Raw genomic sequence first — 23,329 nt, 5'->3', positions numbered from 1 at the left:
AGATGTGTATAAGAGACAGAGCCAGTGACACCCGTGTTGGTGCAGGGGGAGTACCTCGGCCGGTCAGGAGCCGTAGTCGGCCGCGTACCGGGCCAGCGCGGCCTCGATGGTGCCGTCGAGCTGCAGACGACCCTTGTCGAGGTAGAGCCCCCGGTCGCAGAAGCGGCGGAGGTCCTTGTCGCTGTGGGAGACGAAGAACAGCGTCCGGCCGCCGGCCAGGAGCTGCTCGATCCGCTTGTAGCACTTCTCGCGGAAGGCCTTGTCGCCCACCGCCAGCACCTCGTCGACCAGGATGACCGGCTCGTCGAGCCGCGAGATCACGGCGAACGCGATGCGGACCTTCATGCCGCTCGACAGGTGCTTGTAGGGGGTGTCCACGAAGTCGGCGATCTCGGCGAAGTCGATGATCTCGTCGAAGGCATCGCGGATCTCGGCCCGCGACATGCCGTGCAGGCCCGCCGTCAGGTACACGTTGTCGCGCACGGTGAGGTCACCGACGAAACCACCCGTGATCTCGATGAGCGGGGCGACGCCGGCACCCACGTCGACACGGCCCTCGTCGGGCAGCATGACCTGGGCCACGAGCTTCAGCAGGGTCGACTTGCCCTGTCCGTTCCGCCCCACGACGCCGATCGCCTCGCCCGGGCGGACGTCGAACGACACGTTGCGGAGCGCCCAGAACTCATCCGCACGCTTGCGGCGCCCGCGTCCTGCGAACAGGTCCTTGAAGTTCCGGCTCGCGCGACGGTTGCGCTTGAAGCAGATGCCGGCGTCGCGCACCGAGATGACCGGGGAGACGGTCTCGGTGTGTCGGGTCTGGTCGGTCGCGGTCATCACAGCTCCTTCAGCACACGGTGCTCGCTGCGGCGGAACACCGCGAAGCCGACCACCAGGACGATGCCGGTCACGACCACCGAGGCGCCGACCTCGAGCCAATCGAGCTGGCCGGGGAAGAACGCCGCACGGTACATGCCGAAGATGCCGGTGAGCGGGTTGATCGCGGCGATGTCCCGCAGGGCGGGCGGCAGCGCGTGCGTGCCGTAGATGATCGGGGACGCGTAGAACAGGAACCGAAGCACGAGCTTGGTGGCGCGCTCGAGGTCACGGAAGAAGACCACGAGCGGGGCGACGATGAGCCCCAGGCCGTAGACCAGCGCGCACTGCAGCACGATCGCCAGCGGGAAGAACACGACCTGCCAGTGCAGGTGCGCACCCGTCGCGATGGCGAAGGCGGCCAGGACCGGCAGGCTCAGCAGGAACTCGATGCCCTTCGACGCGTCGATCCGTGCCACCCAGATCGTGCGGGGGATGGTGGTCGAACGGATGAGCTTCGATTCCTTGATGAACGCCCGGGTGGAGTCCGAGACGCCACCGGTGAACCACATCCACGGCAGCAGCGCGGACAGCAGGAACACGATGTACGGATCTTCACCGACCGAGCCGCGGTGGAAGACCTGCGTGAAGACGAACCAGTAGATCCCCGACATCACGAGCGGGTCGAGGATCGACCACAGGTAGCCGAGCGCCGACGTCGAGTAGCGGACGCGGAGGTCGCGGACGGTCAGCAGCCAGAGGGCCTGACGATAGCGCCGACCGGCGCTCCGGGCCTTCGCGGGTGCGGGAGCCACGGGCGCGGTCGGCGCACTCGCTGTGGTCACGATTTCCCTTCGGGCGGAACCGCCGAGGGATCCTGACGGTGGTTCAGGCGAACAGGTTGTTCGCGCGCTCGAGGTCCTCGGCGAAGTCGATCTCGACCGCGTACAGGTCGGAGATGTCGATCGGCGTCCAGCGTAGTCCGTCCTCGGCGATGGCAGCCTCGATGCCGCCCTCGAAGTACTCCTGGTCGTCGACGCGACCGAGCTGCCGGATGAGGGCCTGCTTGTCGGCGGCGGAGACGTAGTTGATCCCGACGGCTTCGCCGAGACCCCCGACGACCTGCTTGGAGAGCTTGTGGATGAAGCCCTCGGCGTCGACGGTGTACTTGACCTCTTCGTCGGAGACCTTGTCGGTGTTGACGCTGACGAAGGAACGGCCCTCGTCGATCATGTCGGCAGCACGGACGAGCGCCATCGGGTCGAACACCACGTCACCGTTCATCCAGAGCACACCGCTCTTGCCGGTGGCCTTGAGGGCGCGCAGCAGGCTCTTCGAGGTGTTGGTGGAGTCGTACGACTCGTTGTAGACGAAGTTCGCGTCGGGGAACGCCTCGACGATGTGCTCCGACTTGTAGCCGACGACGATCGTCACACGGGCGCTCGAACCGAACGCGGCGCGGATGTTGTCGAACTGCTGCTGCATGATGGTGCGGCCGTCACTGAGCTCCGTGAGCGGCTTCGGCAGGCTGCGGCCGAGACGGCTGCCCATCCCCGCTGCGAGGATCACGATCTGCGTGGTCATGCTGGTCCCTTCTGGTGTCCGCCCGCGCACCCTGGGGTACGGGCGGGCCTCGTCGAGTCTGCGCTTCCAACGTCCGAGTTGCCCGAGAACCGTTCGTGTCGACGGGGTCGTCGCTGCGAAGAGGCCGCCGGGATCGCCTGCTGGAGCAGGTTTTCAAGTGGTGAACACTCCTTCGTGCCCTGGTGAATGATACGGAAACACCCCCTCGCGGGGTACGGGTCTGCGCGCTTCGTACTCAATTCGTGACCCTGGCCGCGACGGTTCCCGACGGTCGGAGAGCGTTGGTACGGTGGGTCGATGCCAGCGCGAGCAGAGAACGAGGACGTGTACGCCACGGCCGACGCTGCCTGGATGACCGAGGCGGGGGACGCCGACGACGCGGACACCGCCGCGGCTGCTGAGGACGACGCAGCCGACGACGACACGGGGGACACCGATGCGGACGACGCCGCCACTGATGACGCCATGACCGACGCCACGACGGACACCCGCACGGACGCGACGGACACCCGTACGGACGCGACGACGGATGCCCGCTCCGACGCGACGACGGACGACCGCACCGACGACGCGACGACGGCCGCAGCGCCGCGCCCCGCGAAGGCGCGCAACGGCAAGGGACGCACCAAGCGCCCGACGAAGGCCGCCCCGCGGACCGGCGCCGAGCCTCCCGTCCCGACCGACGCGGACGACGCGACGGACGACGCCGGCCGGGCGACCGCCGCCGCCCCGCCCGCGACCAAGAAGCGCGCGCCCCGCTCCGCCGCACCGAAGCAGCCGCAGACGCTCCAGCCCGTCGTGCTCGCAGCGAGTGGCCTGGTCAAGCGGTACGGGCAGACCCTGGCCGTCGACGAGGTCGACCTCGAGATCCGGCAGGGCTCGATCTTCGGCGTGGTGGGCCCGAACGGCGCCGGCAAGACGACGACCCTGTCGATGGTCACCGGACTGCTGCGACCCGACGCCGGCTCGGTGACCGTGCTCGACCACGACGTCTGGGCCGACCCGACGGCGGCGAAGCGCAGTCTCGGCGTCCTGCCGGACCGGCTCCGTCTGTTCGACCGGCTGACCGGTGCGCAGCTCCTCTACTACTCGGCCACGCTCCGCGGCCTCGACGGTGCCACCGCACGGAAGCGCAGCGCCGACCTCGCCGAGGCCTTCGGGCTGGGTGAGGCGCTCGGCCGCCAGGTCGCCGACTACTCCGTCGGCATGGCGAAGAAGATCGCCCTGGCCGCGACCCTGATCCACTCGCCGCGCGTGCTCGTGCTCGACGAGCCGTTCGAGTCGGTCGACCCGGTGAGCGCGGCGACGATCACGGACATCCTGCGCCGGTACACCCGGGGCGGCGGCACGGTCGTGCTGTCGAGCCACTCGATGGAGCTCGTGCAGCGCACCTGCGACTCGGTCGCCATCATCGTCGGCGGCAGGGTCCTGGCGTCCGGCACCATGGCCCAGGTCCGCGGGCGCAAGAGCCTCGAGGACAAGTTCGTCGAACTCGCCGGCGGTCGTGTCGTCGCGGAGAGCATGGAATGGTTGCACAGCTTCTCCGGCTGAGGGCGGACCTGCTCGCGGGCGAGGTCCGCGGCACCGCCCGCCGGTCCGTCGCCGTCGTGCTCGCCAGCCTCGTCGGACTCCTCGCCGCCGTGTTCGTCGCGTCGCAGACCATCGCCCTCGGTGACGCCGACCCGGACGTCGCACGCGCGGTCATCGTGCCCGTCGGCACCCTGATCACCTTCGGGTTCACGGTCGTGCCGCTCGTCGTCGGCCGGAGCGACCAGCTCGACCCGCGGCGCTTCGCGGTGTTCGGCATCGAGCGCCGTCGCCTGGCGATCGGGCTCGTCGTCGCCGGACTCGTCGGCATCCCGGTGATCGGCGTCGTCATCGTCGCCGTCGGCCAGGTCGTCGCCTGGGCGCGCAATCCCGGTCTCGGCCTGCTCGCAGTGCTCGGCGGGGTGCTCGGCGTCGCGACCTGCGCGCTCCTGATCCGCGTCTGCTGCACCGTCGGCTCCCGGCTGATCGGGCCGGACCGCTCCCGCGACGCCGGGTGGCTGGTGGCCCTCGTCATCATCGCGCTCTCGATCCCGACGGTGGCGCTGCTGCTGCGGGTCGACTGGCTCGACCCGCAGGGCGCCGAGATGCAGCGCGTCGCGGACGTCGCCGGCTGGACCCCGTGGGGTGCCGCGTGGGCCGTGCCCGCCGAGGTCGCGAGCGGCCACGTCGGCACCGGTGTCGTGAAGCTCCTCGTCGCGGTCGCCGTCGTCGCGCTCCTCGCCTGGGCGTGGTGGGCACTCGTCAGCCTTGCGCTCGAGACCGTCGACGACCGCGCCCGCACCCGCCGCTACCAGGGCCTGGGCTGGTTCGACCGGTTCGGTTCGGCCCCGGTGTCGGCCGTCGCCGCCCGGGCGCTCACCTACTGGGTCCGCGACCCGCGGTACCGCACGTCGTACCTGATCATCCTGCTCGTGCCGATCGTCGTCATCCCGCTCGGTGTCGCCGGGGTGCCGTGGCAGTGGACCGCCCTCGTGCCGCTGCCGCTGATGGCCCTGATCGCCGGGTTCCTGCCGCACAACGACGTCTCGTACGACAACACCGCCGTGTGGCTGCACGTCGCCTCCGGTGCACCCGGGTGGAGTGACCGGCTCGGTCGGGTCGTGCCCGTGCTGGTCGCGGGGGCGCCCGCGATCGTCGCCGGGGCCGCGCTGTCCGCGTGGCTGTTCGGTGACCGGGCTGCCTTCCCGCTGCTCATCGGCGTCAGTGCGAGTGCGCTGCTGTCCGGGCTCGGGTTGTCGAGCGTCGTGTCCGTGCTCATGCCCTACCCGACGGTGCGCCCGGGCGACCACCCCTTCCAGCAGCCGCAGGCCGCCGGCGTGACCGCCACGGTCGCGCAGGCGACCATGGTGATCGGCATCGTGCTCTGCACGGTCCCCGCTGTCTGCCTCGCGGTGCTCACCGCCGTGCAGGGACCGGAGCCCTGGTCGGTGCTGACGCTCCTGGTGGGCGTCGGGATCGGTGCCGTCGTGCTCGTCATCGGTGTGTCCGCGGGTGGACGCCTGTTCGACCGCCGTGGCCCGGACCTGCTCGCCGCGGCCCAGCGCAACTAGGGGCGCACCGCACCGCACCGCACCGCAGCGAGCGGCGAAGCGCAACTGACGGCACAGCGCAACGAACGAGCGGCGCACCCGAGGGCGGACCGTCGTACCCTGGACCCATGAGCATGACGGAACCAGGCGGCGGCCTCGACGTGATGGACCGGGAGCTCGAGAAGCTCCTCGAAGACGAAGCGATCGAACCCGGTGACCACGAGCGGTTCTCGCACTACGTGAAGAAGGACAAGATCCTGCAGTCGGCCCTGTCCGGCAAGCCGGTCAAGGCCCTGTGCGGCAAGAAGTGGATCCCGGGTCGCGACCCGGAGAAGTTCCCGGTCTGCCCGGACTGCAAGGCCATCTACGAGAAGATGAAGGCCGAGTAGACGCGACCAGCAGACGGACAGGAGGCCCGTGGCGACGCCGCCACGGGCCTCCCGTCCGTCGTCTCCGTCAGCTGGCCGGACGTCGTGAGCAGAAGAGGTCGGGTCGCCCTCGGACACCCGACCATCGCTGCTCACGAAGCGGCGACGCGACGCGACGCACGTGCGCGCGTGCCCTAGATCACCAGGGTGGGGATGGCGGGGTCGCCGCGCCCGATGCGCGACGCGTCGGCTGGCAGCTCCGCCTTCGCGCGCTTGTGGTGCGCGCGTGCGGCCTCGACGCCCTGCGTGCCGAGGAACGCCGGGTCGACCTCGCCGCCGGTGACGACGGGGACCAGCAGCGGCCGCTCGTCCGGGCCGACCTGCGCACCCGTGAGCACGATCTCGGCGGTCGCGACGCCGTTGCGGAGTCGTCGGCCCGCCTCCTTCCGGCCGCCGATCGATGCCTTGTCGGCCGACTTCTTGGCGACGGGGACCCAGTCGCCGCCGTCGGCGTCCCGGTGCGCGACGAGCTTGAACACCATGCCGGCGGCGGGGTGCCCCGAGCCGGAGACGACCGAGGTGCCGACGCCGTACGAGTCGACCGGGGCAGCTCGGAGCGCGGCGATCGTGTACTCGTCGAGGTCGTTCGTCACCGTGATCTTCGTGCCCGTCGCGCCGAGGCGGTCGAGCTGGGCGCGCACCGCGGCGACGACGGACGGCAGGTCACCGCTGTCGATCCGGACGCCGCCGAGCTTGCCGTCGGTGAGCCGGACGGCCGTCTCGACCGCGGCCTCGATGTCGTAGGTGTCGACGAGCAGGGTCGTGCCGCTGCCGAGCGCGTCGAGCTGCGACCGGAACGCCTGCTCCTCGGAGTCGTGCAGCAGCGTGAAGGCGTGCGCGGCGGTGCCCATCGTGGGGATGCCCCAGGTGCGGCCGGCCTCGAGGTTGCTCGTCGCACCGAAGCCGGCGATGTACGCGGCACGGGCAGCGGCGACCGCGTTCCACTCACCGGTGCGGCGGGAGCCCATCTCGGCGAGCGGGCGGCCGTCGGCGGCGGACACCATGCGGGCGGCGGCCGAGGCGATCGCGGAGTCCGCGTTGAAGATGCTCAGGGCGAGGGTCTCGAGCACGACGGCCTCGGCGAAGGTGCCCTCGATCTGCAGGATGGGCGAGTTCGGGAAGTAGACCTCGCCCTCCCGGTAGGCGCGGACGTCGCCGCTGAACCGGTAGTCGGCGAGCCACGAGGCGGTGCCGGCGTCGATGACGCCGCGGTCGCGCAGGAACCCGATCTCCTCGTCGCCGAAGCGGAAGTCGCCGAGGGCGGTGAGGAAGCGTCCGAGTCCGGCCGCGACACCGTAGCGGCGGCCGTCCGGCAGCCGCCGGGCGAACACCTCGAAGACGCATCGGCGGTCGGCGGTGCCGTCCTTCAGGGCAGCGTCCACCATGGTGAGCTCGTACTGGTCGGTGAGGAGCGCGCTGGTCACGTCTTCGACACTAGTGACGTGACCCTCGGGAGGCCCGGATCACTCCGGGCGCCCGGCACGCGTGGCGCGCGTGGTCGCGTCGGTGCTCGTCGGCGGGCGTCGGTACGCTGGTGCCGTGACGGATGCACCGATCGGAGTCTTCGACAGCGGGGTCGGCGGCCTCACCGTGGCCCGCGCCATCATCGACCAGCTCCCGCGCGAGAGCATCCGGTACGTCGGCGACACCGTGCACTCGCCCTACGGTCCGAAGCCCATCGCCGACGTCCGCCGCTACGCGCTCGAGGTCATGGACGACCTGGTCGAGCAGGGCGTGAAGGCCCTGGTGATCGCGTGCAACACCGCCTCGTCCGCCGTGCTCCGCGACGCCCGCGAACGGTACGAGCAGGCGTACGGCATCCCCGTGGTCGAGGTCATCCAGCCCGCGGCCCGCGCCGCCGTCAAGCAGACCCGCACGGGCCGCATCGGGGTCATCGGCACCGTCGGCACCATCGCGTCGCGCGCCTACGAGGACGCCTTCGCGGTCGCCGCCGACGTCACGCTGACCACCGCCGCGTGCCCCCGGTTCGTCGAGTTCGTCGAGGCGGGGGACACCTCGTCGCCGTCGCTGCGCGAGATCGCGGCCGGGTACCTCGACCCGATCCGTGCCGCCGACGTCGACACCCTCGTGCTCGGCTGCACCCACTACCCGCTCATGTCCGCCGCGATCCAGTTCGTCATGGGTCCGGAGGTCACGCTCGTCTCCAGCGCCGAGGAGACCGCGAACGACGTCTACCGCCGGCTCGTGGAGCACGGGCTCGAGCGCACCGCGACCACCGCCCCGACGTACTCGTTCGAGGCGACGGGCGACGACAAGAACGGCTTCATCCGGCTCGCCCGGCGCTTCCTCGGCCCCGAGGTCTCGAGCGTCGGCCACCTCCAGACGGGGGCCATCACGCTGCCCCGCACCGAAAGGACCCCATGACCGACAACCTCCGCGTCGACGGCCGCACCGCCACCGACCACCGTCCCGTCACCATCGAGCGGGGGTGGAGCACGCAGGCCGAGGGCAGCGCGCTCATCTCCTTCGGCAACACCAAGGTGCTCTGCACCGCGTCGTTCACCAACGGCGTGCCCCGCTGGCTCGCCGGCAAGGGCACCGGGTGGGTCACCGCCGAGTACTCGATGCTGCCGCGGTCGACCAACGAGCGCATGCAGCGCGAGTCCATCAAGGGCAAGGTCGGCGGTCGCACGCACGAGATCTCCCGCCTGATCGGGCGTTCGCTCCGCGCGGTCGTCGACACGAAGGCCCTGGGCGAGAACACCCTCGTCATCGACTGCGACGTGCTGCAGGCCGACGGCGGCACCCGCACGGCGTCGATCACGGGTGCGTACGTGGCGATGGCCGACGCGATCGAGTGGGGCCGCGCCAAGGGCTTCATCGCGAAGAAGGCCACGCCGCTCACCGACAGCGTGCAGGCGATCTCGGTCGGCATCGTCAAGGGGGAGCCGATGCTCGACCTGGCCTACACCGAGGACTCCGCCGCGGACACCGACATGAACATCGTCACGACGGGGTCGGGCAAGTTCATCGAGGTGCAGGGCACCGCCGAGCACGCGCCGTTCGACCGTGACGAGCTGAACGTCCTGCTCGACCTCGGCCTGGCCGGCAACCAGTCGCTCGCAGCGATCCAGCGTTCGGTCCTGGGTCTGGCGTGACGTCCCGCGAGGTGGTGCTGGCCACCCACAACCAGGGCAAGGTCGTCGAACTGCGCGAGATCCTCGGGTCGGCGCTGGGCGAGGGTGTCGAACTCGTCGGGTACGACGGCCCCGAGCCGGTCGAGGACGGCGACAGCTACGCGGCGAACGCCCTGATCAAGGCGCGTGCCGCCGTCGCGCACACGGGGCTGCCGGCGCTCGCCGACGACTCCGGGATCGCGGTCGACGCCCTCGGGGGCGCACCGGGCATCCACTCGGCCCGGTACGCCGGCACCCGCTCGGACGCCGACAACATCGCGCTGCTGCTCACGAACCTGCAGGGTGTCGTCGAGCGGACCGCCGCGTTCGTGTGCGCAGCAGCCTTCGTGACGCCCGACGGCCAGGAGCACGTGGTCGAGGCGGTCTGGAACGGCGAGGTCCTGACCCAGCCCGTCGGGGACGGCGGCCACGGCTACGACCCGGTGTTCCGGCCGGACGACGCCGATCGCTCGTCCGCCGAGCTCACCCGTGACGAGAAGAACGCGCTCTCGCACCGCAGCAAGGCGTTCCGGGGGATCGCGCCGATCGTTCGGGAGCACTTCGGCGTCTGAGCGCCAGCGCTCTTTCCGTTCCGCACGACCGGAGTCGCCCCGGACCACGTGATCACGTGGTTCGGGGCGACTTCGGTCGTGCGCTGGAGCGCGGGAGCGCGGGAGCGCCGGTACAGCCGGTGCTGCGGCTAGAGCGTCGGGTCGATCGTCGGGGCCGTGGTGGCCTCGGCCTCGTTCGTGTGCTTCGCCTTGCGGGCGTTGCGCAGGTACGTCAGCGCCATCGGCACGACGGTCACGACGACCGCGGCCAGCAGGATGATGTCGATGTACTCGCGGACGATGTGCGCCACGAAGGGGATGTGCCCGATGAAGTACCCGAGGAACGTCACGCCGACGCCCCAGACCACGGCGCCGATCGCGTTGTAGAGCGAGTACTTCTTGTAGTCCATCCGGCCGACGCCCGCGGCGATCGGGGCGAAGGTGCGGACGACCGGCACGAAGCGCGCCAGGATCACGGCGAGGGGGCCGAAGCGGTGGAAGAACGCGTTGGTGCGCTCGACGTTCGCCTTGGAGAAGAGCCCGCTGTCCTTCCGCTCGAAGATCGGTGGCCCGGCCTTCTTGCCGATGTAGTAGCCGAGCTCACCGCCGAGGAACGCGGCGGCGCCGATCATCAGCGCCGCGACCCACACCGGGATGCCGCCGATCTCGCCGCCGCGGTCGAAGGCGAACAGGCCGGTGATGACCAGCAGGCTGTCGCCCGGGAAGATGAAGCCGATGAGCAGACCGGTCTCGGCGAACACGATCGCGCAGACCACGAGCACGGCGATGGCCCCGAAGTGGTCGAGGATGTACTGCGGATCGAGCCACGGGATCAGGGCGAGTGCGACGGAGTGCATGGTTCTTCCGGTCGTGGAGGCGGGGGTCACGGGGAGGACTCCCGCGGGACGAGGGTACCGCCCGGAAGTGACCGGGCCATCCCTCGCAGGGCTGACCCGCTCGAGGCGTGCGGATGACCGCAACGGTGCGGCAGGAGGGACTCGGTGCGGAAGGAGGGACTCGAACCCTCACGCCTGGGGCACAGGAACCTAAATCCTGCGTGTCTACCGATTCCACCACTCCCGCGAGCAGCGGCAGTCTACCGAGCGCGGGGTGCGGGGCGGACGTGCGCCGGGCCTCCAGGCCGTGGTGCGGACCGTGCGCGGTCCGCAGGCGCCGCCGTGTGTCAGCGCAGCGGGCGCGGCAGGTACCGGGGGACGTACCGGAGCAGGATGCCCGCGCCGACCAGGCCGAGCACGCCCATCACCCCGCTGGCGACCGCGATGGACGCGACGGCGGTCACGCCGGAGATGAGGAGCGGTGCCGCCGCCGACCCGAAGTCGCCGGTGAACCGCCAGGCCCCCAGGAACGGTGCCGGGGCGTCGCGCGGTGCGAGGTCCGCGCCGAGCGTCATGAGGATGCCGGAACCGACCCCGTTGGCCAGGGACATGCCCATCGCGATCGCGACGAACCAGCCGACCCGGGCGTCCAGGTAGCCGCTCCAGGCGAGCAGGAAGTAGCTGATGCTCAGGCCGAGCATGCAGGGCAGCGCGCTCGCGAGCCGTCCCCACCGGTCCATGATCTGCCCGCTCGTGTAGAAGAGCGCGAAATCGACGGCTCCGGCGATGCCGATCACGAGCGCCGCGGTCGAGTCGTCGAGGCCGACGCTCACCGCCCAGAGCGGCAGGATCACCTGCCGCCCGGCGCGCATGGCGCCGATCAGGCCTGCTCCGCTGCCGAGCCGCAGCAGGACCGCCCCGTTCGCGCGGATGGTGCGGAAGAGGCCCTGCGCCTCCTGCTGGACGAACTGCGCGCCGGTGTCGGCGGGCTCTTCGGTCGCCTGGTGGCTCGCGTCCGTCGCGTGGTCGGCCGACAGCCGGGAGGCCCGTGGCGGCAACCGCAGGCCGCGTGTGCCCGTCGCCGGGTCGCGCAGCACCAGGAGCACGGTCGCCGCCGCCAGGCAGCACACGACGTGGATCCAGAAGGCGCTGCTGGTGGTCCCGGTCAGGTGGATGACGCCGGCGGCGATGAACGGGCCGACGAAGTAGCCGAAGCGGAAGACGCCGCCCAGGCTCGACAGCGCCCGTGCCCGGATCCGCAGGGGGATCGCGGTGGTCATGTAGGCGTGCCGGGCGAGTGCGAACACCGCGGTGGAGACGCCGACCAGGAACACCCCGAGCGCCAGGACCCAGGCGTTCGCGGCCGTCGTGGCGACGACGAGCCCGACCACCGAGACGAGCGCGGCGCCGATCATCGCGTTCCGCTCACCGATGCGGGCGACGACGATGCCGGACGGCACGTCGCCGATGAGCTCCCCGACCAGGATGAGCGAGGCGACGAAGCCCGCGAACGCCAGGCTGGCGCCGAGGGAGTCGGCCGCGATCGGGATGATCGGGATGATCGCACCCTCGCCGATCGCGAAGAGCGCGGCGGGCAGGAACCCGGACAGCAGGACGGACCGGAAGTCGAATGAGTCGTTCCCCGTCGTGGCCATCGCCCGACCAACGGTACGCCAGCGGTACCGCTTCGTCGGCGGGTTACCCTGGAGGCATGCGTGTTCTTGCGGCGATGAGCGGTGGTGTCGACTCGGCGGTGGCCGCAGCCCGGGCGGTCGACGCCGGCCACGACGTGGTGGGCGTGCACCTGGCCCTGAGCCGGATGCCCGGCACCCTGCGCACCGGCAGCCGCGGGTGCTGCACCATCGAGGACTCGATGGACGCCCAGCGCGCCGCGTCGGCCCTTGGGATCCCCTACTACGTGTGGGACTTCTCGGCCCGGTTCAAGGAGGACGTCGTCGACGACTTCGTGGCCGAGTACCAGGCCGGCCGCACCCCGAACCCCTGCATGCGCTGCAACGAGCGGATCAAGTTCGCGGCGCTGCTCGAGAAGGCGCTCGCCCTGGGGTTCGACGCCGTCGCGACCGGGCACTACGCCTCGATCGTCACCGGTCCCGACGGCTCCCGTGAACTGCACCGGTCGGCCGCGTGGGCGAAGGACCAGTCGTACGTGCTCGGGGTCCTGACCGCCGAGCAGCTGCAGCACGCGATGTTCCCGCTCGGAGCCACCCCGTCGAAGGACGAGGTCCGGGCCGAGGCCGCCGAGCGCGGGCTGACGGTCGCCCAGAAGCCGGACTCCTACGACATCTGCTTCATCCCGGACGGCGACACCCGTGGCTGGCTGGCGGACCGCGTCGGCACCGCCCCCGGGGACGTGGTCGAGCGCGACGGCACGGTCGTCGGTTCGCACGAGGGCGCGACCGGCTACACCGTCGGACAGCGCCGCGGCCTGGCCCTCGGTCGCCCGGCACCGGACGGCAAGCCCCGGTTCGTGCTCGAGATCCGTCCGAAGGACAACACCGTCGTCGTCGGCCCGAAGGAAGCCCTCGCCGTCACCTCGATGTCCGGCTCGCGGTTCACCTGGGCGGGCACGGCCCCGGCCGACCCCGCGACGCCGTTCGCCTGCGACGTGCAGATCCGCGCGCACGCCGACCCGGTGCCCGCGACCGCCCGGGTGCAGGACGACGTGCTCGTCATCGGCGTCGACGAGCCGCTGCACGGTGTCGCTCCCGGGCAGACCGCCGTGGTCTACGTCGGTACGCGGGTGCTCGGCCAGTGCACGATCGACACCACGGTCAGCGCCGTCCCCGTCGACGCCTGACCCCGCCGCTCCCGGGGCGCACGCTCGCTGCACGCCGCGTCGGTGGTGCACGGTAGAACTGATGCCATGAGCGAGACCGACGCGACGTTCGAGACCATCGCCCCCGACGGGCTCGACGCCGCCCAGGCCGCGCGCGAGGTCAACCGGTTGCGCGCCCGCGTCAACGAGCTGCGCCACGACTACTACGAGGGCAACGCCTCGCCCCTGTCGGACGCCGACTACGACGCCCTGGTGCACCGCCTCGACGCGATCGAACGGCGGTTCCCGGAACTCCTGACGCCCGACAGCCCGACGCAGACCGTGGGCGGGCAGGCGCAGACGACGCAGTTCGCACCGGTCGAGCACGCCGAGCGCATGCTCTCGCTCGACAACGTCTTCAGCCCCGACGAGCTCACCGAGTGGGCCCTCAAGGTGCAGCGGGACGCCGGCGCCGAGCGGGTGCGGTTCCTGACCGAGCTGAAGATCGACGGCCTGGCGATCAACCTGCGGTACCAGCACGGTCGGCTCGTCTCGGCCGCCACCCGCGGTGACGGCGTGGTCGGCGAGGACGTCACCGGCAACGTCCGCACGATGGGCACAATCCCGGACCGCCTGTCGGGCACCGGCCACCCGCCCCTGGTCGAGGTCCGGGGCGAGATCTTCTTCCCGGTCGCCGAGTTCGACGAGCTCAACGCGAACCAGCGCGAGGCGGGGGAGCGCGTGTTCGCCAACCCGCGCAACGCCGCCGCCGGGTCCCTCCGCCAGAAGGAAGAGGGCAAGTCCGAGGCGAAGCGTGCCCTGATGGTCGACCGGCTGCGGCGTCTGCGGATGCTCGTGCACGGCATCGGCGCGTGGCCCGTGCGTGAACTCGAGCAGGGCACCGACGTCCGCAGCCAGTCCGAGGTGTACGAGCTGCTGCAGACCTGGGGGCTCCCGACGAGCAGCCACTACCGGGTGTTCGACACCATCGACGAGGTCAACGGCTTCGTGCGGACCACGGGGGAGCGCCGCTCGGCCGTCGAGCACCAGATCGACGGCGTCGTCGTGAAGGTCGACGACCTCGCCCTGCACGAGGAACTCGGGTCGACGTCACGGGCGCCGCGGTGGGCGATCGCCTACAAGTACCCGCCGGAAGAAGTGCACACGACGCTCACCGACATCGTGGTCAGCGTCGGCCGCACCGGCCGTGCCACCCCGTTCGCGGTGATGGCCCCGGCCGAGGTCGCCGGGTCCGTCGTCCGCCAGGCCACGCTGCACAACCAGCAGGTCGTCAAGGCGAAGGGTGTGCTGATCGGCGACACCGTCGTGCTGCGGAAGGCCGGCGACGTCATCCCCGAGGTGCTCGGCCCGGTGGTCGAGCTCCGGGACGGCTCCGAGCGCGAGTTCGTGATGCCGACGAACTGCCCCGAGTGCGGCACCGAGCTCGCCCCCGCGAAGGAAGGCGACATCGACCTGCGCTGCCCGAACGCGAAGAGTTGCCCGGCACAGGTGCGCGGTCGGGTCGAGCACATCGCCTCGCGCGGGTCGCTCGACATCGAGGGGCTCGGCGAGGTCGCGGCCGCGGCGCTGACACAGCCGCTCCGCCCGGAGACCCCGCCGCTCGTCACCGAGGCCGGACTGTTCGACCTGACCATGCAGGACATCGTCCCGATCGAGGTCATCGTCCGCGACGCCGAGACGGGCATGGAGAAGGTCGACGACGACGGCGCCCCGAAGCGCGTCACACCGTTCAGCCGGGCGCGCAAGAAGACCGACCCGCCGTTCGACCCCGAGGCGCGGGGCGCCGACTACACCGGTGAGCCGAGCCGCTACCCGTCGAAGAACGCGTTCGAGATGCTCGCGAACATCGACGCCGCGAAGACGAAGCCCCTGTGGCGGATCCTGGTCGGCTTGAGCATCCGCCACGTCGGACCCGTCGCCGCCCGAGCCCTGGCGAACCACTTCGGCTCCCTCGACGCGATCCGTTCGGCCTCGCGCGAGGACCTCGCGGCCGTCGACGGGGTGGGCGGCATCATCGCCGACGCCCTGCTCGCCTGGTTCGACGTCGACTGGCACCGCGAGATCATCGACCGCTGGACCGCGGCCGGCGTGCAGTTCGCCACCCCGGGCCACCCCGGCCCGGGCAGTGCCGACGTCGAGGGCGGCGTGCTGAGCGGCGTCACCGTCGTCGCGACCGGGTCACTCGAGGGCTACACGCGAGAAGGTGCACAAGAGGCGATCATCGCCGCCGGCGGCAAGGCGGCCTCGAGCGTGAGCAAGAAGACCGACTTCGTGGCCGCCGGTCCGGGTGCCGGTTCGAAGCTCACGAAGGCCGAGCAGCTGGGCGTCCGGATCATCGACGCCGAGCAGTTCCACCTGCTCGTGACCGAGGGGCCGGCGGCGCTCGCCGAACCGGAAGCGCCGACGACCGAGGACTGAGCGGGATGCACAGCACGCCCGGTCGCATCCGCTGAGCGCGGCGCGCCGTCGGACGTGCCCAGTTCGGGGGACAAGTTGCATCGCGCATGGATGATCGACGGACATCTCCATAGACTCGACCGAGCATCACCCGTCGTCTGCAGGGGGACGTCGGGACGGCCTTCCCGGGGGAGACCCGATTGCTGCTCATCGCTGCGGCTCTGCTCACCGCCTCGGTGCACTCGCTCGGAGTGATCGAGGCCCCAGGCATGCCCCCGGCGCACCAGGTCACGGTCACCAGCACCGCCGCGACCCGCATCGTCCCGGTCGCGGACCCCGTCGTCGCCACGCTCTCGGCGGCACCGGCGGCACCGGCGGCACCAGCGGCGGCACCGGCGGCACCAGCGGCGGCGTCGGCGTCGACGTCGGGGGTGGGGGTCGACGACCTCGCCGCCGCGCACGGACGAGCCTTCGTCGAGGACCTCGGCGCACTCGGCGCCGCCGACCTGCGAAGCGCAGCCACCGACCGTCGTGTCGTGGCGACGGTGCAGGACGACCCGCCGCCCGCGCAGACCGTCGCGCAGTGGTGGTCGCACCTGCCGGCCGACGAGCAGGACCGGCTCCGGGTGCACGCACCCGCCCTGGTGGGGAACCTCGAGGGCGTGCCGTACGCCGTCCGTGACCAGGCCAACCGCGCGACGCTGACGTCCGGCCTCGCCGACGCCGACCTCGGTGCTGCCCGGGCCGCGATGCTCGGGCAGGTCCGGGACTCCCTGGTGCAGGAGCCGGGCGACCCGCGGCGCTTCCTGGTGGCGCTCGACACCCGGGGTTCCGGGCGTGCGGCGATCAGCATCGGCGATCTCGACACCGCGGCCGACGTCACCGTCGTGGTGCCGGGCATGTTCTTCACGGTGACCGGGCAGATGACCGACTTCACGAACACCGCCGACGACCTGTCCCGCGAGCAGGCCACCCTGGCGCCACTCGCCGCCACCGGCAACGGGTCGGGTGCCGCCGTCGTCGCGTGGATGGGGTACCGGACGCCGGACCTGTCGAACATCCTGTCGCTCGGGCTCGCACGGACCGGGGCGGAGCGGCTCGAACGGACCGTCGCAGGGCTGCGCGTGATCCGCGCGGGCGACCAACCGCGGGTGAACATCGTCGCGCACTCGTACGGGTCGACCACGGCGATGACGGCCCTGGCGTCGGGGCGGATGACCGCCGACACCCTGACCGTGCTCGGGTCGCCGGGCAGCGACGTCCGGACGGCGGCCGACCTCGCCGTCGCCACCGGGCAGGTCTTCGTCGGCGGTGCGCACAGCGACCCCATCGCGGGCTCCGGGTACTTCGGCACCGACCCGGGTGGGGCGTCGTTCGGGTCGACCGTGCTCGACCTGGCCGGGGGCGCCGACGCGCTGTCGGCCGGTGACGTGTTCCGGCGACCCGTGGGGCACAACGACTACCTCAAGCCGGGCACGGCATCGCTGCACGACGTCGCCCTGATCGGCATCGGGCGCGGCGACCTGGTGCGCGAGCAGATCCGACGCGGGAAGTCGGGTGGTGACGACATCGTCGGCGCCTCGCCGGACATGTACCTCGTGCGCCCGCAGGACCTGCAGCCCCGTGACTGAGCGGCCCTGGCCGACCCGGCGGACCCGCCGGTCGTGGCGACGCGGTGGGCGTGACCCGATCGTGACCGGCGGCCGACGTGCCGGAGCCGTCGCGGGCCTCCCGGCCGGATCGGTACGCCCGTGCGCATCGCGACCCGTCCCCGGAACGGGCTGGGGGCAACCTGAACGCGACCGCAGCCTGCACTCGTTCCAGGGCAGAACCAGTACAGCCCTGCTGCCTACGGTGCCGTCATGCGTGTGGTGCGATGGCCTGGTGCTCTCCTGATGTTCGTGGTGATGTCCGTGCTCGCCGGCATGCTCGTCGCCGTCGCGGTGACCCCGGCGGTCGCCGTCGTGGGAGAGGGGACCTCCGGGGCGGTCTCGTTCTTCGAGGACCTGCCGACCTACCTCGACGTGCAGACCCCGCAGCAGGTGTCGTCCGTGTACGCGGAGAAGGGCGGGAAGCAGGTCAAGATCGCCTCGTTCTACGCTGAGAACCGCACGAACGTGACGGCCGACCAGATGGCGGACCCGCTCAAGCAGGCGGCGATCGACACCGAGGACCCGCGCTACCACGACGAGGGCGGCATCGACGTGCTCGGCACGCTCCGCGGTGTCGCCGCGACCGTCGTCGGCGGGGACGTGCAGGGCGGCTCGAGCATCACGCAGCAGTACGTCAAGAACGTCCTGGTGCAGCAGTGCGAGGAGCTCACGGGCACGGACCAGGCCGCCACCGAGAAGAAGGTCGAAGCCTGCTACGAGGACGCGGCCGGCGTCACGCCGCAGCGCAAGCTGCAGGAGATGCGGTACGCCATCGCGGTGAACAAGAAGTACTCGAAGGACGAGATCCTGACCGGGTACCTCAACATCGTCGGGCTCGGCGGGCGGGTCTACGGTGCCGAGGCCGGGGCCGAGCACTACTTCGGCGTGCACGCGAAGGACCTGTCGCTCGTGCAGTCGGCCACGCTCGTCGCGATCCTCAACAACCCGTCGAACCTGCGCATCGACGTGCCGAGCGACAAGGACAACGGCACGGCCAACGGGTACGAGCTGACGAAGGAACGCCGCGACTACGTGCTCCGCCGGATGCAGGCGCACGGCTCGATCACGAAGGCACAGATGACGGAGGCGATCGCGACGCCGGTCACGCCGAAGATCACCGAGACCGCGAACGGGTGCTCGACCGCCGCGACGAACTACGACGCCGGCTACTTCTGCGACTACGTCCGCGACCAGGTGCTGCAGGACCCCGCGTTCGGCAAGACCGCGGCGGCACGCATCGCCACGCTCGACACCAAGGGGCTGCAGATCCACACCTCGCTCGACCTCGACCTGCAGGGCCAGGCACAGTCCGCCCTGTCCACCTACGTGCCGGCCACGATGGCCGGCGTCGACGTCGGCGGCTCGAACGTCACCGTGGAGCCCGGCACCGGCCGGATCATGTCGATGGTCCAGAACACCACGTACACGCAGGGGGACAACGCCGCGGCCGGCGCCACGGCGGTGAACTACAGCGCCGACTCCGGGTACGGCAACTCGGGCGGGTTCCAGACCGGCTCGACCTACAAGGTGTTCACCCTGGCCGAGTGGCTCGCCAGTGGGCACACCCTGTCCGACTCGGTCACCACCTCGGAGCACCAGTTCGAGAACGCCGAGTTCACCAACACCTGCCAGAACGTCGCGGGCGGCACCTGGAACGTCGCCAACGCCGAGAGCGTGCCGTCGTCGATGTCGGTCGAGGCGGCGACGGTCGAGTCGATCAACACCGCGTACGCCCAGATGGGGAAGCAGCTCGACCTGTGCAAGATCGCCCAGCTCGCGCAGTCGATGGGCATCCACCGCGCCGACGGCGGTGACCTGACGCAGACGCCGTCCTCGATCCTCGGCGTGAACGAGCTCTCGCCGATCGACCTGGCCGAGGCCTACGCGGGCTTCGCCGACGGCGGCATCGTGTGCACGCCCACCGCGATCGACTCGGTGACCGATGCGGACGGCACGAAGATCACCCCGACGCCGTCGTCCTGCACGCAGGGTGTCTCGGCGGACGTCGCGGGCACGGTCGACTACGCGCTGCAGGGTGTCCTGTCCGGGTCGGGGACGGCCGCGAGCGCGAACCCCGGGGACAGCGTGGCGAAGTTCGCGAAGACCGGCACCACCGACGGTGACGTGCAGAACTGGCTGGTCGCGTCGTCGACGAAGTACACGAACGCCACCTGGGTCGGCAACGTGCAGGGGAGCGTGAGCCTGGCGAACTGGCCGTTCCTGCAGGGCACCACCGGGTACAGCGCGAAGTTCGGGGTCGGGAAGTCGATGATGGCGTACCTGGACCAGACCGTCGGCGGGGGAGCGCTGCCCGCACCGAGCCAGGCGATGATCGGGCAGGCGAGCAAGTCGTCTTCGTCGTCGTCGTCTTCTTCGTCGTCGGGCTCCTCGTCCGGGCAGAGGACGGCGCAGGACGACCCGACGACGCCGACGGCTGCGCCTGCCGCTCCGGCTGCTCCGGCTTCGCCAGCGCCCGTCGCGACGGTGGCTCCGGCGGTGCCGGCTGCGGGAGACCAGAACCGGAAGTGACCCTCTGGAGGCCCGGTGCCGGTCCGGCGGACCGGCACCGGGCCTTGCGGGGCGTTGTCCACAGCCGCGCCTGCGCGCCCGACGCAGCCAATAGACTGTGGGGCATTCCACGAACCGATCGACGGAGCACCATGCCTGACATCACGAGCGAGCAGGTCGCGCACCTGGCGAACCTCGCACGTATCGCACTCACGCCCGACGAGATCGAGAAGCTGACCGGGGAGCTGTCGCACATCGTCGAGAGCGTCGCCAAGGTCGCCGAGGTCGCGACCGACGACGTCCCGGCGACGAGCCACCCCGTGCCGCTCGGCAACGTCACCCGACCCGACGTGGTCGGCACGACGCTGACGCAGGAGCAGGCGCTCTCCGGGGCGCCCGACTCCGACGGCGAACGGTTCCGCGTGACCGCCATCCTCGGCGAAGAACAGTAGGGCGAAGAACAGTGACTGACGACATCACGAAGCTGAGCGCCGCGGCGCTCGCCGACGCCCTCGTGGCGCGCGACGTCTCGAGCGTCGAGGCCACCCAGGCCCACCTCGACCGGATCGCCGCCGTCGACGGCGACGTGCACGCGTTCCTGCACGTCAACGAGAACGCCCTGGCCGTGGCGAAGTCGATCGACTCCCGCCGTGCCGCCGGCGACGACCTCGGGCCCCTCGCCGGTGTGCCGATCGCGGTCAAGGACGTCCTGTGCACGCAGGACATGCCCACGACCGCCGGGTCCAGGATCCTCGAGGGCTGGGTGCCGCCGTACGACGCCACCCCCGTCGCGAAGCTCCGCGCCGCCGGCCTCGTGCCGCTCGGCAAGACCAACATGGACGAGTTCGCGATGGGCTCGACCACGGAGTTCTCGGCCTACGGTCCGACCCGTAACCCGTGGGACCTCGACCGGATCCCCGGCGGGTCCGGCGGTGGCTCGGCCGCCGCGGTGGCCGCGCACGAAGCCCCCTTCGCCCTCGGTTCGGACACGGGTGGCTCCATCCGCCAGCCCGGTGCCGTGACGGGCACGGTCGGCGTGAAGCCGACCTACGGCGGGGTGAGCCGCTACGGCGCCATCGCCCTGGCGTCCAGCCTCGACCAGATCGGTCCGGTGTCCCGCACCGTCCTCGACGCCGCGCTCCTGCACGACGTCATCGGCGGGCACGACCCGAAGGACTCCACGTCCATCCCGGACGCCTGGCCCTCGATGGCCGCCGCCGCACGCGAAGGGCTGCAGGCGGACACGCTCCGCGGCCTGCGCGTCGGCGTGGTGAAGGAGCTCGCCGGGGGCGACGGGTTCCAGGCCGGTGTCACCCAGCGCTTCCAGGAGACGGTCGCGCTGCTCGAGTCGGCCGGTGCGGTCGTCGTCGAGATCGACGCCCCGTCGTTCGCGTACGCGATCAGCGCGTACTACCTCATCCTCCCGGCCGAGGCGTCGTCGAACCTCGCCAAGTTCGACTCGGTGCGCTTCGGCCTCCGGGTCACGCCCGAGAACGGTGCCACCGTCGAGGACGTCATGGCCGCCACGCGTGAAGCCGGCTTCGGGCCCGAGGTCAAGCGGCGCATCATCCTCGGCACCTACGCCCTGAGCGCCGGCTACTACGACGCGTACTACGGCTCGGCGCAGAAGGTCCGCACGCTCGTGCAGCGGGACTTCCAGGCCGCCTTCGAGCAGGTCGACCTGCTCGTCAGCCCGTCGGCGCCGACGACCGCGTTCCCGATCGGTGAGCGCATCGACGACCCGCTGGCGATGTACCTCAACGACCTCACGACGATCCCGGCGAACCTCGCCGGCGTCCCCGGCATGAGCATCCCGAACGGCCTCGCGCCCGAGGACGGCCTGCCCGTCGGCGTGCAGCTGATGGCGCCCCAGCGTGAGGACGCCCGGCTGTACCGCTACGGTGCCGCCCTCGAGCGCCTGCTCGAACAGCAGTGGGGCGCGCCGCTCATCGCGTCCGTCCCGGACCTCGACCAGAGTCAGCAGTCCGCTGCGCAGGAAGGTGTGATCTGATGGCGCAGAAGGACGCGCTGATGGACTTCGACGAGGCGCTCGAGCGCTACGAGCCGGTGCTCGGCTTCGAGGTCCACGTCGAACTCGCGACGAAGACCAAGATGTTCTCGGACGCCCCGAACTTCTTCGGCGGCGAGCCCAACACGAACGTCACCCCGGTCGACCTCGGGCTGCCCGGGTCGCTGCCGGTCGTGAACGCACAGGCCGTGCGGTACTCGATCCAGCTCGGGCTCGCGCTCGGCTGCTCGATCGCCGAGTCCTCGCGGTTCGCCCGGAAGAACTACTTCTACCCGGACAACCCGAAGAACTACCAGGTCTCGCAGTACGACGAGCCCATCGCCTACGAGGGCGAGGTCGAGGTCGAGCTCGCCGACGGCACGATCTACAACATCCCGATCGAGCGCGCCCACATGGAAGAGGACGCCGGCAAGCTGACGCACGTCGGTGGTGCCACCGGCCGCATCCAGGGCGCCGAGTACTCGCTCGTCGACTACAACCGTGCCGGTGTGCCCCTGGTCGAGATCGTCACGAAGCCGATCTTCGGCGCCGAGCACCGTGCCCCCGAGCTCGGTGCCGCCTACGTGCAGGTCATCCGCGACCTCGTCCGGGCGCTCGGTGTCTCCGAGGCCCGCATGGAGCGCGGCAACCTGCGGTGCGACGCGAACATCTCGCTGCGCCCCCGCGGGCAGGAGAAGCTCGGCACCCGCACCGAGACCAAGAACGTCAACTCGTTCCGCGCCGTCGAGCGTGCGATCCGCTACGAGATCCAGCGCCAGGCCGCGATCCTCGCCGCCGGTGGCACGATCACGCAGGAGACCCGCCACTGGCACGAGGACACCGGCCGCACCTCGGCCGGTCGTCCGAAGTCGGACGCCGACGACTACCGGTACTTCCCGGAACCCGACCTGCTGCCCGTCGTGCCGGACCCGGCCGTCGTCGCGGAGCTCCGTGCTTCGCTGCCCGAGGCCCCGGTCGCACGTCGCCGTCGCCTGAAGGGTGACTGGGGCTTCGCCGACCTGGAGTTCCAGGACGTCGTCAACGGCGGGCTCCTCGACGAGGTCGAGGGCACCGTCGCCGCCGGCGCCGCACCACAGGCCGCCCGCAAGTGGTGGACCGGTGAGATCAGCCGCGTCGCCAACGCGCAGGACGCCGCTCCCGGTGACCTGGTGTCGCCGAAGCACGTCGCCGAGGTCATCGCGCTCGTCGAGTCCGGTGACCTGACCGACCGCCTGGCACGCCAGGTGCTCGAGGGCGTCATCGCGGGCGAGGGTTCGCCTGCCCAGGTCGTCGAGGCCCGCGGGCTCAAGGTCGTCTCGGACGACTCCGCCCTGACGGCTGCGGTCGACGAAGCACTCGCGGCGCAGCCCGACGTGCTGGCGAAGATCCAGGACGGCAAGGTCCAGGCGGCCGGCGCGATCATCGGTGCGGTCATGAAGGCCATGAAGGGCCAGGCCGACGCCGCCCGCGTGCGGGAACTCGTGCTGGAGCGCGCGCAGCAGTCGTAGGCAGTCCCACCACGGAGGGCACGTCACCGGTCG

At 71.2% G+C, this 23,329-nt stretch carries 18 protein-coding genes, 1 tRNA gene and 1 pseudogene; 13 read left to right on the top strand and 7 right to left on the bottom strand.

Going from position 1 to position 23,329, the window contains the following annotated elements:
- Positions 1–63: 63 nt before the first annotated feature.
- The 3 genes from DEJ30_RS16365 to DEJ30_RS16355 are packed head-to-tail and all read right to left on the bottom strand — an operon-like array spanning position 64 to position 2,397.
- Positions 64–834, bottom strand: a complete 771-nt coding sequence (locus DEJ30_RS16365; protein ID WP_110862737.1) for an ABC transporter ATP-binding protein — start codon at positions 832–834, stop codon at positions 64–66.
- A complete protein-coding gene (locus DEJ30_RS16360; RefSeq protein WP_258370020.1) occupies positions 834–1,658 on the bottom strand; it encodes an ABC transporter permease in 825 nt (274 codons plus the stop codon). The genes DEJ30_RS16365 and DEJ30_RS16360 overlap by 1 nt, the downstream gene beginning before the upstream one ends.
- Before the next feature lie 43 nt (positions 1,659–1,701).
- On the bottom strand, positions 1,702–2,397 hold the full coding sequence (locus tag DEJ30_RS16355; protein WP_110862735.1) for an NTP transferase domain-containing protein: 696 nt from the start codon (positions 2,395–2,397) through the stop codon (positions 1,702–1,704).
- A gap of 297 nt (positions 2,398–2,694) precedes the next feature.
- Between DEJ30_RS16355 and DEJ30_RS16350 the strand changes: the two genes are divergently transcribed.
- The 3 genes from DEJ30_RS16350 (at position 2,695) to DEJ30_RS16340 (ending at position 5,863) form a co-directional block, all read left to right on the top strand.
- Positions 2,695–3,948, top strand: coding sequence for an ABC transporter ATP-binding protein (locus DEJ30_RS16350; RefSeq protein ID WP_258370019.1), 1,254 nt, complete (start codon positions 2,695–2,697; stop codon positions 3,946–3,948).
- Positions 3,924–5,495, top strand: coding sequence for an ABC transporter permease (locus DEJ30_RS16345; RefSeq protein WP_110862734.1), 1,572 nt, complete (start codon positions 3,924–3,926; stop codon positions 5,493–5,495). The genes DEJ30_RS16350 and DEJ30_RS16345 overlap by 25 nt, the downstream gene beginning before the upstream one ends.
- Before the next feature lie 107 nt (positions 5,496–5,602).
- Positions 5,603–5,863 carry a DUF3039 domain-containing protein gene (locus DEJ30_RS16340; RefSeq protein WP_099051947.1) on the top strand — a complete coding sequence of 87 codons (261 nt, stop codon included), beginning with the start codon at positions 5,603–5,605 and terminating at the stop codon, positions 5,861–5,863.
- A gap of 173 nt (positions 5,864–6,036) precedes the next feature.
- Here DEJ30_RS16340 and DEJ30_RS16335 read toward each other — a convergent pair.
- Positions 6,037–7,329, bottom strand: a pseudogene (locus tag DEJ30_RS16335) (nicotinate phosphoribosyltransferase); the annotation flags it as partial.
- A 112-nt stretch (positions 7,330–7,441) separates the two neighbouring features.
- Here DEJ30_RS16335 and murI point away from each other — a divergent pair.
- Genes murI through rdgB form a run of 3 tightly spaced genes read left to right on the top strand, consistent with a single transcriptional unit; the run spans position 7,442 to position 9,611 of the window.
- Positions 7,442–8,287, top strand: a complete 846-nt coding sequence (gene murI, locus DEJ30_RS16330) for a glutamate racemase (RefSeq protein ID WP_027464600.1) — start codon at positions 7,442–7,444, stop codon at positions 8,285–8,287.
- On the top strand, positions 8,284–9,021 hold the full coding sequence (rph, locus tag DEJ30_RS16325; RefSeq protein ID WP_027464601.1) for a ribonuclease PH: 738 nt from the start codon (positions 8,284–8,286) through the stop codon (positions 9,019–9,021). The genes murI and rph overlap by 4 nt, the downstream gene beginning before the upstream one ends.
- A complete protein-coding gene (gene rdgB / locus DEJ30_RS16320; RefSeq protein WP_110862733.1) occupies positions 9,018–9,611 on the top strand; it encodes an RdgB/HAM1 family non-canonical purine NTP pyrophosphatase in 594 nt (197 codons plus the stop codon). Before rph ends, rdgB begins: the two co-directional genes overlap by 4 nt.
- Positions 9,612–9,739: 128 nt before the next feature.
- Here the strand turns inward: rdgB and DEJ30_RS16315 are convergent, their stop codons facing one another.
- From DEJ30_RS16315 to DEJ30_RS16305, 3 genes are all read right to left on the bottom strand, one after another.
- On the bottom strand, positions 9,740–10,447 hold the full coding sequence (locus tag DEJ30_RS16315) for a DedA family protein (protein WP_110862732.1): 708 nt from the start codon (positions 10,445–10,447) through the stop codon (positions 9,740–9,742).
- A gap of 145 nt (positions 10,448–10,592) precedes the next feature.
- Positions 10,593–10,673 (bottom strand) — tRNA-Leu (locus tag DEJ30_RS16310).
- 100 nt (positions 10,674–10,773) lie between these two features.
- Positions 10,774–12,081: an MFS transporter gene (locus DEJ30_RS16305; protein ID WP_110862731.1), complete on the bottom strand. Its 1,308-nt coding sequence runs from the start codon at positions 12,079–12,081 to the stop codon at positions 10,774–10,776.
- A gap of 56 nt (positions 12,082–12,137) precedes the next feature.
- Here DEJ30_RS16305 and mnmA point away from each other — a divergent pair, with 56 nt between their 5' ends.
- The 7 genes from mnmA (at position 12,138) to gatB (ending at position 23,296) form a co-directional block, all read left to right on the top strand.
- Entirely contained in the window at positions 12,138–13,244 is a 1,107-nt protein-coding gene (gene mnmA, locus DEJ30_RS16300) for a tRNA 2-thiouridine(34) synthase MnmA (protein ID WP_110862730.1), read from the top strand.
- A 66-nt stretch (positions 13,245–13,310) separates the two neighbouring features.
- The gene (gene ligA / locus DEJ30_RS16295) at positions 13,311–15,641 is read left to right on the top strand and encodes an NAD-dependent DNA ligase LigA (protein WP_110862729.1); all 2,331 of its coding nucleotides are present in this window, start codon (positions 13,311–13,313) and stop codon (positions 15,639–15,641) included.
- A 179-nt stretch (positions 15,642–15,820) separates the two neighbouring features.
- Positions 15,821–17,251, top strand: a complete 1,431-nt coding sequence (locus DEJ30_RS16290) for an alpha/beta hydrolase (RefSeq protein ID WP_110862728.1) — start codon at positions 15,821–15,823, stop codon at positions 17,249–17,251.
- Positions 17,252–17,482: 231 nt separating this feature from the next.
- Positions 17,483–19,801: a transglycosylase domain-containing protein gene (locus DEJ30_RS16285; RefSeq protein ID WP_110862727.1), complete on the top strand. Its 2,319-nt coding sequence runs from the start codon at positions 17,483–17,485 to the stop codon at positions 19,799–19,801.
- A 131-nt stretch (positions 19,802–19,932) separates the two neighbouring features.
- Positions 19,933–20,232, top strand: a complete 300-nt coding sequence (gatC, locus tag DEJ30_RS16280; RefSeq protein ID WP_017887005.1) for an Asp-tRNA(Asn)/Glu-tRNA(Gln) amidotransferase subunit GatC — start codon at positions 19,933–19,935, stop codon at positions 20,230–20,232.
- 11 nt (positions 20,233–20,243) lie between these two features.
- Positions 20,244–21,791: an Asp-tRNA(Asn)/Glu-tRNA(Gln) amidotransferase subunit GatA gene (gatA, locus tag DEJ30_RS16275; RefSeq protein WP_110862726.1), complete on the top strand. Its 1,548-nt coding sequence runs from the start codon at positions 20,244–20,246 to the stop codon at positions 21,789–21,791.
- Positions 21,791–23,296 (top strand): Asp-tRNA(Asn)/Glu-tRNA(Gln) amidotransferase subunit GatB, encoded by a 1,506-nt coding sequence (gene gatB / locus DEJ30_RS16270; protein ID WP_110862725.1) that lies wholly within the window; start codon positions 21,791–21,793, stop codon positions 23,294–23,296. Before gatA ends, gatB begins: the two co-directional genes overlap by 1 nt.
- The last annotated feature ends 33 nt before the right edge of the window (positions 23,297–23,329 follow it).

Source organism: Curtobacterium sp. MCPF17_003 (assembly GCF_003224385.1).
Lineage (GTDB): Bacteria > Actinomycetota > Actinomycetes > Actinomycetales > Microbacteriaceae > Curtobacterium > Curtobacterium flaccumfaciens.
Note: the sequence above shows the minus strand (reverse complement) of the source record. Positions and strands in the feature narration are given on the sequence as shown.

Excerpts from the sequence above, each read along its gene's own strand:
- DEJ30_RS16355 (WP_110862735.1), bottom strand. The coding sequence starts at position 2,397 with ATGACCACGCAGATCGTGATCCTCGCAGCGGGGATGGGCAGCCGTCTC.
- DEJ30_RS16340 (WP_099051947.1), top strand. The coding sequence starts at position 5,603 with ATGAGCATGACGGAACCAGGCGGCGGCCTCGACGTGATGGACCGGGAG.
- DEJ30_RS16305 (WP_110862731.1), bottom strand. The coding sequence starts at position 12,081 with ATGGCCACGACGGGGAACGACTCATTCGACTTCCGGTCCGTCCTGCTG.
- DEJ30_RS16365 (WP_110862737.1), bottom strand. The coding sequence starts at position 834 with ATGACCGCGACCGACCAGACCCGACACACCGAGACCGTCTCCCCGGTC.
- gatC (WP_017887005.1), top strand. The coding sequence starts at position 19,933 with ATGCCTGACATCACGAGCGAGCAGGTCGCGCACCTGGCGAACCTCGCA.
- DEJ30_RS16285 (WP_110862727.1), top strand. The coding sequence starts at position 17,483 with ATGCGTGTGGTGCGATGGCCTGGTGCTCTCCTGATGTTCGTGGTGATG.
- DEJ30_RS16315 (WP_110862732.1), bottom strand. The coding sequence starts at position 10,447 with ATGCACTCCGTCGCACTCGCCCTGATCCCGTGGCTCGATCCGCAGTAC.
- mnmA (WP_110862730.1), top strand. The coding sequence starts at position 12,138 with ATGCGTGTTCTTGCGGCGATGAGCGGTGGTGTCGACTCGGCGGTGGCC.
- DEJ30_RS16350 (WP_258370019.1), top strand. The coding sequence starts at position 2,695 with ATGCCAGCGCGAGCAGAGAACGAGGACGTGTACGCCACGGCCGACGCT.
- gatB (WP_110862725.1), top strand. The coding sequence starts at position 21,791 with ATGGCGCAGAAGGACGCGCTGATGGACTTCGACGAGGCGCTCGAGCGC.
- rph (WP_027464601.1), top strand. The coding sequence starts at position 8,284 with ATGACCGACAACCTCCGCGTCGACGGCCGCACCGCCACCGACCACCGT.
- DEJ30_RS16345 (WP_110862734.1), top strand. The coding sequence starts at position 3,924 with ATGGTTGCACAGCTTCTCCGGCTGAGGGCGGACCTGCTCGCGGGCGAG.
- ligA (WP_110862729.1), top strand. The coding sequence starts at position 13,311 with ATGAGCGAGACCGACGCGACGTTCGAGACCATCGCCCCCGACGGGCTC.